The organism is Streptococcus sanguinis (assembly GCF_003943735.1).
Lineage (GTDB): Bacteria > Bacillota > Bacilli > Lactobacillales > Streptococcaceae > Streptococcus > Streptococcus sanguinis_E.
Window position 1 is genome coordinate 63,561 of sequence record NZ_RJMV01000009.1, and the last position, 12,409, is coordinate 75,969.

Annotated in this window: 16 protein-coding genes; 5 read left to right on the forward strand and 11 right to left on the reverse strand. The window is 39.6% G+C overall.

Features of this window, described 5'->3' with window-relative positions; genetic code table 11:
• Nucleotides 1-2 precede the first annotated feature (2 nt).
• The 7 genes from D8877_RS09275 to D8877_RS09305 all read right to left on the reverse strand — a co-directional run bounded on the left by D8877_RS09275 (nucleotide 3) and on the right by D8877_RS09305 (nucleotide 6,769).
• Entirely contained in the window at nucleotides 3-1,058 is a 1,056-nt protein-coding gene (locus D8877_RS09275) for an ABC transporter permease (RefSeq protein ID WP_125353131.1), read from the reverse strand.
• Complete coding sequence (locus D8877_RS09280; RefSeq protein ID WP_125353133.1) at nucleotides 1,051-2,583, reverse strand: ABC transporter ATP-binding protein; 1,533 nt, start codon at nucleotides 2,581-2,583, stop codon at nucleotides 1,051-1,053. The genes D8877_RS09275 and D8877_RS09280 overlap by 8 nt, the downstream gene beginning before the upstream one ends.
• A gap of 136 nt (nucleotides 2,584-2,719) precedes the next feature.
• Nucleotides 2,720-3,775 carry a BMP family lipoprotein gene (locus D8877_RS09285; RefSeq protein WP_002906684.1) on the reverse strand — a complete coding sequence of 352 codons (1,056 nt, stop codon included), beginning with the start codon at nucleotides 3,773-3,775 and terminating at the stop codon, nucleotides 2,720-2,722.
• A gap of 71 nt (nucleotides 3,776-3,846) precedes the next feature.
• A complete protein-coding gene (locus D8877_RS09290) occupies nucleotides 3,847-4,236 on the reverse strand; it encodes a cytidine deaminase (RefSeq protein WP_125353135.1) in 390 nt (129 codons plus the stop codon).
• The gene (gene deoC, locus D8877_RS09295; RefSeq protein ID WP_125353137.1) at nucleotides 4,223-4,885 is read right to left on the reverse strand and encodes a deoxyribose-phosphate aldolase; all 663 of its coding nucleotides are present in this window, start codon (nucleotides 4,883-4,885) and stop codon (nucleotides 4,223-4,225) included. Before deoC ends, D8877_RS09290 begins: the two co-directional genes overlap by 14 nt.
• Nucleotides 4,886-4,902: 17 nt before the next feature.
• Nucleotides 4,903-6,180, reverse strand: a complete 1,278-nt coding sequence (locus tag D8877_RS09300) for a pyrimidine-nucleoside phosphorylase (RefSeq protein ID WP_125341272.1) — start codon at nucleotides 6,178-6,180, stop codon at nucleotides 4,903-4,905.
• A 1-nt stretch (nucleotide 6,181) separates the two neighbouring features.
• On the reverse strand, nucleotides 6,182-6,769 hold the full coding sequence (locus D8877_RS09305; protein WP_125341273.1) for a class I SAM-dependent methyltransferase: 588 nt from the start codon (nucleotides 6,767-6,769) through the stop codon (nucleotides 6,182-6,184).
• 94 nt (nucleotides 6,770-6,863) lie between these two features.
• Between D8877_RS09305 and coaA the strand changes: the two genes are divergently transcribed.
• The 3 genes from coaA to D8877_RS09320 all read left to right on the forward strand — a co-directional run bounded on the left by coaA (nucleotide 6,864) and on the right by D8877_RS09320 (nucleotide 8,670).
• Nucleotides 6,864-7,784: a type I pantothenate kinase gene (coaA, locus tag D8877_RS09310; protein WP_125341274.1), complete on the forward strand. Its 921-nt coding sequence runs from the start codon at nucleotides 6,864-6,866 to the stop codon at nucleotides 7,782-7,784.
• 70 nt (nucleotides 7,785-7,854) lie between these two features.
• Entirely contained in the window at nucleotides 7,855-8,091 is a 237-nt protein-coding gene (rpsT, locus tag D8877_RS09315; RefSeq protein WP_002895661.1) for a 30S ribosomal protein S20, read from the forward strand.
• Nucleotides 8,092-8,148: 57 nt separating this feature from the next.
• On the forward strand, nucleotides 8,149-8,670 hold the full coding sequence (locus tag D8877_RS09320) for a DNA topology modulation protein (protein WP_125341275.1): 522 nt from the start codon (nucleotides 8,149-8,151) through the stop codon (nucleotides 8,668-8,670).
• A gap of 4 nt (nucleotides 8,671-8,674) precedes the next feature.
• Here the strand turns inward: D8877_RS09320 and D8877_RS09325 are convergent, their stop codons facing one another.
• Nucleotides 8,675-9,259 carry a TetR/AcrR family transcriptional regulator gene (locus tag D8877_RS09325; protein WP_002906696.1) on the reverse strand — a complete coding sequence of 195 codons (585 nt, stop codon included), beginning with the start codon at nucleotides 9,257-9,259 and terminating at the stop codon, nucleotides 8,675-8,677.
• Between the two features lie 134 nt (nucleotides 9,260-9,393).
• On the opposite strand from D8877_RS09325, the gene D8877_RS09330 reads away from it, so the two are divergent.
• Nucleotides 9,394-10,236 carry a DegV family protein gene (locus D8877_RS09330; RefSeq protein ID WP_061591861.1) on the forward strand — a complete coding sequence of 281 codons (843 nt, stop codon included), beginning with the start codon at nucleotides 9,394-9,396 and terminating at the stop codon, nucleotides 10,234-10,236.
• 104 nt (nucleotides 10,237-10,340) lie between these two features.
• Nucleotides 10,341-11,114, forward strand: coding sequence for an XRE family transcriptional regulator (locus D8877_RS09335; RefSeq protein WP_061591862.1), 774 nt, complete (start codon nucleotides 10,341-10,343; stop codon nucleotides 11,112-11,114).
• Between the two features lie 160 nt (nucleotides 11,115-11,274).
• Here D8877_RS09335 and D8877_RS09340 read toward each other — a convergent pair whose 3' ends face one another.
• The 3 genes from D8877_RS09340 to D8877_RS12455 form a co-directional block, all read right to left on the reverse strand.
• Nucleotides 11,275-11,634 (reverse strand): UCP019853 family protein, encoded by a 360-nt coding sequence (locus D8877_RS09340; RefSeq protein WP_061591863.1) that lies wholly within the window; start codon nucleotides 11,632-11,634, stop codon nucleotides 11,275-11,277.
• 100 nt (nucleotides 11,635-11,734) lie between these two features.
• Nucleotides 11,735-12,046 carry a hypothetical protein gene (locus tag D8877_RS12450; protein WP_260468723.1) on the reverse strand — a complete coding sequence of 104 codons (312 nt, stop codon included), beginning with the start codon at nucleotides 12,044-12,046 and terminating at the stop codon, nucleotides 11,735-11,737.
• Nucleotides 12,047-12,070: 24 nt separating this feature from the next.
• Nucleotides 12,071-12,310, reverse strand: a complete 240-nt coding sequence (locus D8877_RS12455; RefSeq protein WP_260468724.1) for a hypothetical protein — start codon at nucleotides 12,308-12,310, stop codon at nucleotides 12,071-12,073.
• Nucleotides 12,311-12,409 lie beyond the last annotated feature (99 nt).

Consider the following 12,409-nt stretch of genomic DNA (forward strand, 5'->3'; position numbering starts at 1 on the left):
CTCTACTCTACTCCTTTCATTCGTTTTTTAGGTTTGATATATTTTTCAATAATGTAGTGAGCACTTACAAAGAAGATAATGGAAGCTGTTACAATATTGACAAGTTCTGGAGGAATAGTAGCTGTTGTCATACCAGGCGCACCAGTTTGTAATGTTCCAAGTAAGAACGCAGCAAAAATGATTCCGATAGGAGAGTTGCTAGCAAGAAGAGCAACTGCCATACCATTAAATCCAACAGCCAGAGATCCTGCTTGAACATAAACGTTCTGGAAAGTACCTATACCCTCAACTGCTCCTCCAATACCACAAAGAGCTCCAGAAATCACCATTGAAAGAATAATAGTACGTTTCGCCGACATCCCTGCATAATCTGAAGCATTTGGATTAAGACCTACTGAGCGAATTTCGAATCCAAGTGTGGTTTTCTTTATGATAAACCAAATTACAGCGACAGCAATCAAAGCAATGAAAATTCCAATATTCATGCGTGACTTAGTAAGCTCTGTAAGAAAGTCTAGACGATAGCTAGCGTTTGCCGAAACAGGAATACTTGATTCGGAATCAACCATTAGTTTTTTAGGGAAATTCCGAATAATTTCATTTCCAGCAAAAAGAACAATATAGTTCATCATAATGGTAACAATAACTTCGCTTGTACCTAAAAATGCTCTTAACAAGCCGGGAATTAAACCAATTAAACCACCAGCAACTGCTGCTACAAGGACAGTCAGCGGTAACATTGCAAAACGAGGAATGGTTGGAAAAGATAGGGCAAACCAAACAGCTGCAATCCATCCTGCCAAAGCTTGACCAGGTAAACCTACATTGAAAAAACCAGCACGGCTAGCCACTGCAAACCCAAGAGCAATCAAAATTAGAGGCCCCATGGTTCGGAAAATTTCTCCAACATTTTTAATGGAACCAAAAGCTGTTTTGAACAACTCTTCATAACCCCACAAGGCATCATAACCAAAAATCCACATGATGATGGCGCCAAGTAAGATTCCTAAAAGAACTGAAATAAAAGGAATAGCAATTTGCTGTGTTTTTTTATCCATTAGAACCCTCCTTGATTTTTCCACCAGCCATGAGAATACCAAGCTCTTGCTTATTAGTTTCAGATGGCTTTACAATTCCTTGAATCTTTCCATCGTGAATAACAGCAATACGGTCTGATAAATTAAGAATTTCATCTAATTCAAAGCTGACAACAAGAACGGCTTTCCCTTTATCACGTTCAGAAATTAAACGCTTATGAATATACTCAATCGCACCAACATCCAATCCGCGAGTAGGTTGACTGACAATTAATAGATCTGGATTACGATCAACTTCTCGAGCAATAATAGCTTTTTGTTGATTTCCCCCTGACAAAGCACATGCTGGAACAAGTTCACTAGCTGCTCTAACGTCAAATTCTTCCATCAATTTACGGGCATATGAATTAATTTGATTATAATTCAAAACACCTTTGTTACTGAGCGGTTCTTTATAGTAAGTCTGGAGAGCAATATTTTCAGAAAGCATCATTTCAAGTACCAAACCATCACGATGACGATCCTCAGGTACATGACTTACTTGCATTTCTGTAATCTTTCGTGGAGAAAGTCCTACAACTTCCCTTCCTTTTATTTTAATACTTCCTGATTTTACTTTTCGAAGTCCTGTAATAGCCTGAATCAACTCACTCTGACCGTTACCGTCAATCCCAGCAACTCCTACGATTTCACCTGCATGAACATCAAGAGAAAGCTCTTTAACAGCTGGTACACCACGATTCTCATTCACTATCAAATCAGAAATTTGAAGTACAACGTCTTTCGGTTTAGCTTCTTCCTTTTCAGTAACAAAAGAAACCGAACGACCAACCATCATTTCAGCCAAATCTTTATTTGAAACGCCCTCAATGCTAACAGTTTCAATTGATTTTCCACGGCGAATAACTGTGACACGATCCGCTACTGCTCGAATTTCATCTAGTTTATGAGTAATCAGGATAATAGATTTCCCTTCTTTAACAAGAGTTTTCATAATATCCATTAATTCCAAAATTTCAGCAGGGGTCAATACTGCCGTTGGCTCATCAAAGATCAAAATTTCGGCACCACGATAGAGGGTCTTCAGGATTTCTACACGTTGTTGGGCACCAACAGAAATATCTTCAATCTTAGCTGTTGGGTCAACAGCTAAGCCATAGCGTTCTGACAATTCAAGGATATCTGCATTAGCTTTTTTCAAATCTAATACACCTTTATTCGTTATTTCGCTACCAAGAATAATGTTTTCAGCAACAGTAAATGCTTCAACCAACATAAAGTGCTGATGAACCATTCCTATTCCGAGAGCTGCAGCCCTAGAAGGAGAATCCAATTTTTCCGATTTTCCGTTGACAAAAATTTCTCCACTAGTTGGCTCTAAAAGACCAGCCAACATATTCATCAAGGTAGATTTCCCAGCTCCATTTTCACCAAGAAGTGCATGAATTTCGCCTTTACGCAGTTGTAGGTTGATTTTGTCATTTGCGACAAATTCACCAAAAACTTTAGTTATCTCACGCATCTCAATGACATTTTCATGTGCCATTAGAGTATTCCTTTCTAGAAAATTATATTTTATTTCAGTAGAGCCTACTAATCAAGTTAGTAGGTTCTATTGAGACAAAATGTCTCAATACCCTAAAAAAGCAACCCAAGAAGGTTGGGTCGCTTCTGGATCTTTATTATTTTTCAGGCGCTTTTACACTACCATCAATAATCTGTTTCTTAGCATCTTCTACAGCTTTTTTAGCATCTTCAGATAGGTTAGAAGTTGTCAATTCAACTCCACCATCTTTCAAACCAAATGTAATTACTTTCCCACCCGGGAATTTACCATCAGCTGTTTGAGTAGCAATCTCTTGAACAGTTTTGCCAACTTGTTTTAAGCTGGAAGCAAGTACAAAGTTAGATTCCTTTCCATCTTTAGACTTGTATTTACCTTCTTCAGCTTGATCACGATCGACACCGATTACCCAAACTTTTTCATCTTCGTTTTTCTTCTCATTCAAGTCTTTTGCTTCTTTAAAGACACCTGCTCCAGTACCACCAGCAGCTTGATAAACTACATCAGCTCCTGCGGCATATTGGGTTGCAGCAATAGTTCTTCCTTTTTCAGGATTATTAAAGTCTTCAGCATATTGAATATCAACTGAAATATCTTTGTTAACAGACTTCACTCCTGCTTCAAAGCCTTTTTCAAAACGAGTGATAACTTCGCCACGTGCCCCTCCAATAAAACCAACTTTGTTAGTCTTAGTAGTTTTTGCAGCAGCAACACCTGCAAGATAAGCAGCTTCATTATCAGCAAAAACAGCAGATGCTACATTTTTCTTGTCTTTGATAACAGAATCAATAATAACATAATTAATATCAGCATTTTCATCAGCAGCAGCTGTAACAGCAGGTGCTAATTTATAACCAACGCCATAAACTAATTTATAGCCATTTGTAGCTGCTTGACTGAAGTTATTTGCAAAATCCGCTTCACTTGTAGACTGGTAGTAAGTAAAGCCGTTATCTTTAGAAAGACCGTTTTCTTTACCCCAAGCTTGCAGACCTTCCCATGCAGACTGGTTAAATGACTTATCGTCAACACCGCCAGTATCAGTTACGATAGCAGCCTTCAAATCAGTTTTCGCGTTTGAAGAATCTGAGCGAGAAGCACGGTTTCCACATGCAGCAAGTCCGAATGCTGCGACAGTTACTAGACCAAGACCTAGCCATTGTTTTTTGTTCATTTCTGAACCTCCTAATTAAGATGTGCAACACAGTTGCAAGTTTGAGTTTGGTCAGATGACCGATAACAGACTTATGTTAAATCTGTAAAAGAATATGGAAGTAATTCCTTGACCGTCATCACGACCGTCGATTTATCTTTAGCGACCAAGGTCACTTTTAGATCCTCAGCAAAAAATTCTGCCATTACTTGGCGGCAGGCACCACAGGGTGATATGGGTTTTTCCGTCTCACCATAGACAATCAACTCCTCGAAATCTAAAGCACCTTCTGAAATTGCCTTAAATATAGCTGTCCGCTCTCCGCAGTTGGTCAAGCCAAAACTGGCATTTTCAACGTTAACGCCGGTAAATACCCGTCCGTCTTTAGCGACCAAAACCGCTCCAATCGGGAAATTAGAATAGGGAACATAAGCATTTTTGCTGGCTTGAACAGCCAAGTCAATCAACTCAGTAGTCGCCACTAGCTTCTTCTCCCTTCATAATCGCCACACCAGCTGAAGTTCCGATACGAGTCGCACCTGCTTCAATAAAGGCCAGCGCATCTTCATAGGAACGAGCACCGCCAGAAGCCTTGACGCCCATGTCAGGACCAACTGTTTTTCTCATAAGGGCGATATCTGCGACTGTCGCACCGCCAGTTGAAAATCCCGTAGAAGTCTTAACAAAATCAGCTCCAGCTTTCTGAGCCAGTTGGCAGGCCTTAACCTTTTCCTCATCTGTCAGCAGGCAAGTTTCCAGAATTACCTTGACCAAGGTACCGTTAGCAGCTTCTACAACCGCACGGATGTCTCGCTCTACAAAATCATAATCTTTAGATTTCAGAGCACCGACATTGATGACCATATCCACTTCACCCGCACCCTTTTGGATTGCGTCCTTCGTTTCAAAAGCTTTCACATCGGAAGTGTTGGCTCCTAAAGGAAAACCAATTGGCACACAAACCTTGACATCTGAGCCTTTTAGCTGCTCCGTAGCAAACTCTATCCAGGTTGGATTGACACAGATACTGGCAAAATCATAAACTTTTGCTTCTTCAATTAACTTCAGAATCTGCTCTTCTGACGCTTCAGGTTTTAAAAGCGTATGGTCTATGTATTTGTTTAATTTCATGTTGGTTTCTCCTAGAATTAAGCAATAACCTCGATAATCTCGCTTACTGCAACGCTTTCATCACCTATTTTAACATTTTTTTGAAATTCTGTAACTAGTTCTTGAGAAATTTTTTCATTTGAATAAATTTTTGCGAAAACTTCTCCAATTTCGACCTTGTCTCCGACTTTCTTTTCGAAAACAATTCCAGTTTCATAATCCAAGTCGTCAGATTTGACCGCGCGTCCTGCTCCAAGTCTCATGGCAAAGAGTCCGAACTCCATAGCAGGCAGTTCAGTGATATAACCTGCCTGTTCTGCTTTCACTTCTATAATATGAGCTGCACTTGATGGACGATAGAGGTCTTCCAAGTCACCGCCTTGAGCAGCAATCATAGCTTCAAACTTCTTCAAAGCAGCACCGTTGGTCAGCTGTTCTCTCACTTCTTCCACCGTTTTCTCAACATCTGCTAGTTCGAGCATAATTTGCGCCAACTCACAAATGAAAGTTGTGATGTCTTCACGGCCCTTGCCCTGCAAGATATCCAAGGCTTCTATGATTTCCAGACGATTGCCAATGCTGGTTCCCAAAGGCTGACTCATATCTGTCAAAACAGCTACTGTTTTTCTGTCGACAGCCTTGCCCAAATCCACCATAGTTCGTGCTAACACGCGAGCATCATCTATATTTTTCATAAAGGCGCCTTCACCGACCGTCACATCCAGAAGGATGCTATCGGCACCTGCAGCAATCTTTTTACTCATGACAGAGCTTGCTATCAGCGGAATTGTATCAACAGTTGCTGTTACATCTCGCAAAGCATAGAGCAACTTATCCGCTAGCACCAACTGATCAGACTGACCGATTACTGACAAGCCGATTTCCTGCACCTGCTTGATAAAGTCTTCCTGACTGCGCTCTACCTGAAATCCTTTAATGGATTCCAATTTATCAATGGTTCCACCAGTATGACCCAGACCGCGGCCGCTCATTTTAGCAACAGGCACACCAAAACTAGCCACCAATGGTACCAAGACCAGAGTTACTTTATCACCAACACCGCCAGTAGAATGTTTATCTACTTTTATTCCCGCGATTTCTGACAAGTTAAACTGCTCTCCAGTTCCAACCATGGTCATGGTTAAATCCGAAATTTCCCGAGTCGTCATGCCTTTAAAATAGACAGCCATCGCAAAGGCTGCCATCTGATAGTCTGGCACAGTCCCGTCCACATAACCCTCAATCAGCCACTGGATTTCCTGACTGGTCAGTTCCAGACCGTCTCTCTTCTTTTGGATAATATCTACAGCACGCATCCTATTTTTCGCTCCTTAGTATATAGTAGCCTTTGTCCTTCTTAACAATCTCACAATTACCGAAGATAGCTTCCATCTTTGACTTGGCACTGGGTGCTCCCTGCTTTTTCTGAATCACAAGGGTCAAATCACCGCCTTCTGTCAAATGCTCATAGCTTCCGCTGATGACTTCGTGTACGACTTGCTTACCAGCACGAATAGGCGGATTACTGATAATATGGTCGAAAATGCCACTGACCTTTTCATAGACATTTGACTGGAAGATATGAGCAGATACCTGATTCCTCTCAGCATTCTTCTGAGCCAAGTCCAAGGCCCGCTGGTTGATATCTACCATGGTCGCAGCCACTCCGTACGCTTTGGCTAAGCTCAAACCTAAAGGGCCATAGCCGCAGCCAACATCCAAGACCCGTTCTCCAGCTTCAAAGTCCAAGACAGACAAAAGGACCCGACTGCCATAATCAATCATCTTTTTACTGAAGACACCAGCATCTGTCAAAAAAGTCAGCCGCTGTCCTAACAGTTCCACATTTAATTCATGAATATCGTGTTTGGCATCAGGATTTTCTGCAAAATACATTTTAGTCATACAACCATTTTATCATAATTTTCCTAGATTTGTAAATCGTTTTCATTTCTCCAAAAAGTATGTTATACTAAAGTCCATCATACAGGAGTAACTTATGACTAACGAATTTCTTCACTTTGAAAAAATCAGCCGCCATACTTGGCAAAACCTGCACCGCAAAACAACTCCGCCCCTGACTCAGGCTGAACTCAACTCTATCAAAAGTTTCAATGACAAGATTAGCCTGCAGGACGTGACGGACATCTATTTACCCTTGACCAATCTCATTCAGATTTATAAACGTTCTAAGGAAGACTTGGCTTTTTCCAAGGGGATTTTTCTACAAAAGGAAAGCCGGAAACAGCCCTTTATTATCGGAGTTTCTGGCAGTGTGGCCGTTGGGAAATCCACCACCAGCCGTTTGCTGCAGATTCTGCTTTCTCGGACTTTTTCAAATGCAACTGTCGAGCTAGTTACCACAGATGGTTTTTTATTTCCGAATAAAACCTTGGAAGATCATGGCATTTTAAACCGCAAGGGTTTTCCAGAAAGCTATAATATGGAGCTGCTTCTTTCCTTTCTGGATAGCATAAAAAACGGTCAGGATTTCCAAATTCCAGTCTACTCGCATGAAACTTATGATATCGTCCCTCAGGAAATGCAAGGGGTAAAGGCTGCTGACTTTGTCATTGTTGAAGGCATCAATGTTTTCCAGAATCCTCAGAACGAGCGTCTCTATATGACAGACTTCTTTGACTTTTCTATCTATGTCGATGCAGAAGTCGAAAACATTGAAAACTGGTATCTGGATCGCTTTAAAAAAATGCTGACGCTGGCTGAAAACGACCCCAAAAACTACTACCACCGCTTCACCACTCAATCAGAAGAGGAAGTAGTAACCTTCGCCCATAATGTCTGGAAAAGCATTAACCTTGTCAACCTGCTAGACTACATTGAGCCAACTCGCAATCGGGCAGAAATTATCCTGCACAAAGCTGGAAATCATGAAATTGATGAAATTTACTTAAAAAAATAAAAAAGCTTGTCAAATCCTAACTTTTCATATATAATTAGATAGTTAGTATTTTCAATGGAGGTGAAACAACTTGGCAAACATTAAATCAGCTATCAAACGCGCTGAATTGAACGTGAAACATAACGAAAAGAACTCAGCTCAAAAGTCAGCTATGCGTACTGCAATCAAAGCATTTGAAGCAAACCCATCTGAAGAACTTTTCCGTGCTGCTAGCTCAGCTATCGATAAAGCAGAAACAAAAGGTTTGATCCACAAAAACAAAGCAAGCCGCGATAAAGCACGCCTTTCAGCTAAACTTGCTAAATAATGCATACAAAGGGAGCTCTCAGGAGCTTTTTTTGTTTCTCACACAAAGGAGAAAAGGATGAAAATAGCAATTATTGGTTATTCCGGCTCTGGCAAATCCACTCTAGCAGCACAACTGTCCAACCACTACTCCATTCCCAAACTTCACATGGATAGATTGCAGTTCCAACCTGGCTGGAAGGATAGCGACCGTGATTGGATGAGTGAACAGATGAATGATTTTTTGTCAAAAAATACCGACTGGATTATTGATGGCAACTACTCTTGGTGTTTTTATGAACGGCGGATGGAAGAAGCCGACCAAATCATCTTTCTGAACTTCTCTCGCTGGAACTGCCTCTATCGAGCTTTCAAACGCTATTTAAAATACCGCAATCGGACCAGAGAAAGCATGGCTCCAGGCTGCCCTGAAAAGTTTGACTGGGAGTTTACCTGCTGGGTTCTTTGGAATGGACGGCGTCAGACAGCACTGGCAAGATATAAGAGAATCAGACAAACCTTTCCTCAGAAATTCTACGAATTAAGGGACCAAAAAGAACTGAACAGCTTCTTACAGAAGCTAAAAACAAGCGAGCCCTAATGACTCACTTGTTTTTATTTGATTTCTTTTTCTGTGGGAAAAGAGGTAGGCCTAAAGAAGCTATTTTTTCAGCTGGAACTTTCATGCCGTCCTTAATCCACTTGGAAAGAACGGAAACAACTGCCGAACTCCAGAAGGAATTCATGTAAGAGTTAGTCGTTTTCTTAGCATTGCGATTGCGCTTTTCCAAAAAGTCAAATACGGCCTGAGTCAGCAGCTTTTCAAAATTATAGTCAATAGCTAGACTGATAACCCGAGCTTCTTTCTTGGCTTCCTTAAAAAGAAAAAGCCAAATCTGGTACATCTCCGTTTTAAAGTTAAACTCTTCTAATTTATCCGTAATACCTTGAACAGTGTTTTTAAAAATCTCTTCTAGAATCTGCTCTTTAGAGCTATAATTGCGGTAAAACGCTGCGCGGGAAACTCCAGCTCGCTCAACCAGCTCTGAAATCGTAATTTTTTTGAGTTCCTTCTTCTCCAGCAGCTGCATGAGAGAAATTTCCAGAGACTCTCTCGTGATTTGATTGGATTCCTGATTGTATTTCTTTAAATTCGCGAGTGATTTTTCCGATATTTTCTTTTCCGACATAACAATTTCTTCCCTCTTGTCTCAGCTGACAGTTTCCGCTTTCTAGTAAGCATCCTTCATGTTATAATTTTAAAAAAAGACAGGTTTTTTGTCAATTTTTTTATTGTACATACTTGACAAAAAAGGAGAAAAATATGACTTGGAAAATTATAGCTGACTCTGGCTGTGACTTTCGTGAAATGGCAAACTTGGCCAAAGACACCCAATTTGAAAGTGTTCCCTTGACCATTCAAGTGGAAAATGAAATCTTTGTAGATGATAAGCAGCTTGATATTGACCTGATGATGGAGAAGATGTATGCTTCTGCTACTGCTTCAAAGTCTGCCTGCCCTAGTCCAGATGACTATCTCAAAACCTTTGAGGGAGCTGACAAGATCTTTGTGGTGACTATCACCGGCACTCTATCTGGCAGCAATAATAGTGCACAGGTTGCTAAGAAAATCTTTTTGGAAGAACATCCTGACGCACAGATTCATGTCATTGATAGTCTTTCTGCTGGCGGCGAGGTGGACTTACTAGTGACTAAACTCAATGAACTCATCCAGCAAGATCTCAGCTTTGATGAAGTCGTTGAAGTCATTAATCGCTATCAAGAGAAAACTAAGCTTCTCTTCGTTCTGGCAAAGGTGGATAACTTGGTCAAAAACGGCCGGCTTAGCAAACTTCTGGGAACCGTTGTCGGCTTGCTTAATATCCGCATGGTCGGTGAAGCTAGCCAGACTGGCACGCTAGAGCTTCTGCAAAAGGCACGCGGTCCGAAAAAGGCCCTTGCTTCTGCTATCGAAGAGCTACTTAAAGCCGGTTACAAGGGCGGCCGACTCATCATCGCTCACCGCAATAACGAAAAATTCTGCCAGCAAATTAGCCAACTGGTACAAGAAAAGTATCCTCAAGCGCAAATCGAAACGGTGCCGACTTCAGGTCTATGCAGCTTCTACGCTGAGGAAGGCGGAATCTTAATGGGCTACGAAATTTAATACAGTATCTAAAAAAGTAAAGGATTAGGCTCAAATAATTAACCTAACCCTTTACTTTTTCGATTTAATTCGCTATAATTGAAACAAGTAAAGGAGTTGATATTATGGCCAGAGGAAGAGGCGCCGCAAGCCCCCAAGACAAGGAAGCAAGTCTTCTCATTTCTAAAAAGCTCAAAGAACTTCTCAAGGAAACAGGTAAAAAACAAGTCGAACTATCTCGTGAAACAGGCATTCCTGCTAGTACACTAACTGGCTATATCAAAGGGACATCTTTGCCTATCGCAGCCAATTTAGAAAAGATTGCAAGATTTTTTGAGGTGGAGGTTGAAGAAATCGACCCTCGTTATCGACTAATCGCTGACATCCCTCAGCAATTCCCCGATTTAAATCGTATTTATCAACAACTTGACCAAAACAGACAGGAGCAAGGATTAAAGCTACTGGAAGCTAGCCTGACTGAGCAAGAAACACAAGCCAGCTTAAAGGATGACTACTTCCCCTACTTGGTCTATGAGAATTACTATCTCTCTCAGCATAAGCCTGAACAAGCTGATTTAGTCTGGCTGGACAGAGAAATTGACTACGATATTGCCCTTTGGGTACGAACTGACTCGTTAGAGCCCAAGTATCCAAGAGATTCCGTAGCGCTAATCAAGCAGACTCATTTCGAGCTTGCTGGCGCTATCTATGCTATTGACTATGACGGTCAAACCATTATAAAAAGAGTCTTCAACGATCCATCCGGTATTCGTCTAATTTCCCTTAATAAAAAATACAGTGATAAGTTTATCCCGCATGAGGAAGAACCTAAACTAATCGGTCGAGTTATGGCGACTTTCATGCCACTGGATGTAGAAAAAATAAAGAAAAACAAATAACAGTTCTGCAATTGTACAGAGCTGTTATTTTGATGATTATCAGTCAAAAAACTTTTTATTAAGTTATGAATGATAGCATTGTAAGTTAGTTAGAAGTTTTTGATTTGTAATGCAGAAATTTATAGAACAATTTCCCGTTCTTCAGTAGGAAAAGTATATTTTACAAAAAGTTCACTTCTAACCTATCAAGTTTACATGTAACATACTGACCGACTAGATAGGAATAATCTGCTAACCACTCACTTGTGATAGGAAATCCAACATCAATTGTTTCTGAGTCAATCATTTTTCCTGTTATAGTATAAGAGTAATTTTCAATATGAGTGATATCATATCTTTCATTAGCAGCTAATTGTAATTTAAAATCTCCAAACATATAGAACGTTAATTCTGCATCATATTCTTCTCCTTCTTTAAGATTATACAGGGCTATAGATATCATCGCTTCAAGTTTTTTATCACCAATTTGAATAATAATATCATCTGTATCATCAAATGAGATTATTTTTATTTTAGCCATTTGTTCTTTCCATCTAAATCAAGCTTCACAATCAAATCGTTTAACTATCTATAAGTAAGTAATACTTTTTACAAAGAAAAATATTCAGTATAATTTAAAACTATCTTTTAAAATCTGCGTATTCTTTATCTGTTAAATCCAACAGTAAAATACTCACTAGTATCCCATCTTGAGAAAAACCTAATTTTACTCGACCATTCGTTAGATAAGATGTTTCTTCCACATCAATTAACCGAATCTTCAAAATTTCTCTTGACAAGAATACATCAAAGGACTGATTTATATCATGCAGGCCATTTGTGAATGAAATATCACTTTGGAAAACAGGACAACCTTGTTTATCAGCTATTTCCTTTACTACTATTTGATCAACTAAACTTGCACTTGAAATTTGGACTAAAATAATATTCATTAATTGGTGAGACTCTATATCAATTCATATTTCGAGTAAACTATTTTCCTTTACTAAACGAAAATAATTCTTTTCGGCATAAGAAGGAATTCCTGAAACCTCAATCGTAAGAGGAATATAGTAATCGACTTCAACATTATAAGTAGCATTAATTAATTGACTTAATTTTAACATATTAGATCCCTTTGGATTTAAATCTATATTATTTATTAAATCATTATTTTTATAGGTTTTAGTTTTAATTTTTTTAAGAATATTCACCATTAAATTATTTTGTTACCGTTCCAGCAAATAATCAGCAATTGTTTTCGTTGAATCTGATATGACTTCATTAACTGTTTTTCTTGTTCCAAAGTCGTTATG

What these genes read in the sequence shown, in the direction of transcription:
- D8877_RS09275 (WP_125353131.1), bottom strand. Translation starts at nt 1,058, where the DNA reads ATGGATAAAAAAACACAGCAAATTGCTATTCCTTTTATTTCAGTTCTT.
- D8877_RS09280 (WP_125353133.1), bottom strand. Translation starts at nt 2,583, where the DNA reads ATGGCACATGAAAATGTCATTGAGATGCGTGAGATAACTAAAGTTTTT.
- D8877_RS09285 (WP_002906684.1), bottom strand. Translation starts at nt 3,775, where the DNA reads ATGAACAAAAAACAATGGCTAGGTCTTGGTCTAGTAACTGTCGCAGCA.
- deoC (WP_125353137.1), bottom strand. Translation starts at nt 4,885, where the DNA reads ATGAAATTAAACAAATACATAGACCATACGCTTTTAAAACCTGAAGCG.
- D8877_RS09300 (WP_125341272.1), bottom strand. Translation starts at nt 6,180, where the DNA reads ATGCGTGCTGTAGATATTATCCAAAAGAAGAGAGACGGTCTGGAACTG.
- D8877_RS09305 (WP_125341273.1), bottom strand. Translation starts at nt 6,769, where the DNA reads ATGACTAAAATGTATTTTGCAGAAAATCCTGATGCCAAACACGATATT.
- coaA (WP_125341274.1), top strand. Translation starts at nt 6,864, where the DNA reads ATGACTAACGAATTTCTTCACTTTGAAAAAATCAGCCGCCATACTTGG.
- D8877_RS09320 (WP_125341275.1), top strand. Translation starts at nt 8,149, where the DNA reads ATGAAAATAGCAATTATTGGTTATTCCGGCTCTGGCAAATCCACTCTA.
- D8877_RS09325 (WP_002906696.1), bottom strand. Translation starts at nt 9,259, where the DNA reads ATGTCGGAAAAGAAAATATCGGAAAAATCACTCGCGAATTTAAAGAAA.
- D8877_RS09330 (WP_061591861.1), top strand. Translation starts at nt 9,394, where the DNA reads ATGACTTGGAAAATTATAGCTGACTCTGGCTGTGACTTTCGTGAAATG.
- D8877_RS09335 (WP_061591862.1), top strand. Translation starts at nt 10,341, where the DNA reads ATGGCCAGAGGAAGAGGCGCCGCAAGCCCCCAAGACAAGGAAGCAAGT.
- D8877_RS09340 (WP_061591863.1), bottom strand. Translation starts at nt 11,634, where the DNA reads ATGGCTAAAATAAAAATAATCTCATTTGATGATACAGATGATATTATT.
- D8877_RS12450 (WP_260468723.1), bottom strand. Translation starts at nt 12,046, where the DNA reads ATGAATATTATTTTAGTCCAAATTTCAAGTGCAAGTTTAGTTGATCAA.
- D8877_RS12455 (WP_260468724.1), bottom strand. Translation starts at nt 12,310, where the DNA reads ATGGTGAATATTCTTAAAAAAATTAAAACTAAAACCTATAAAAATAAT.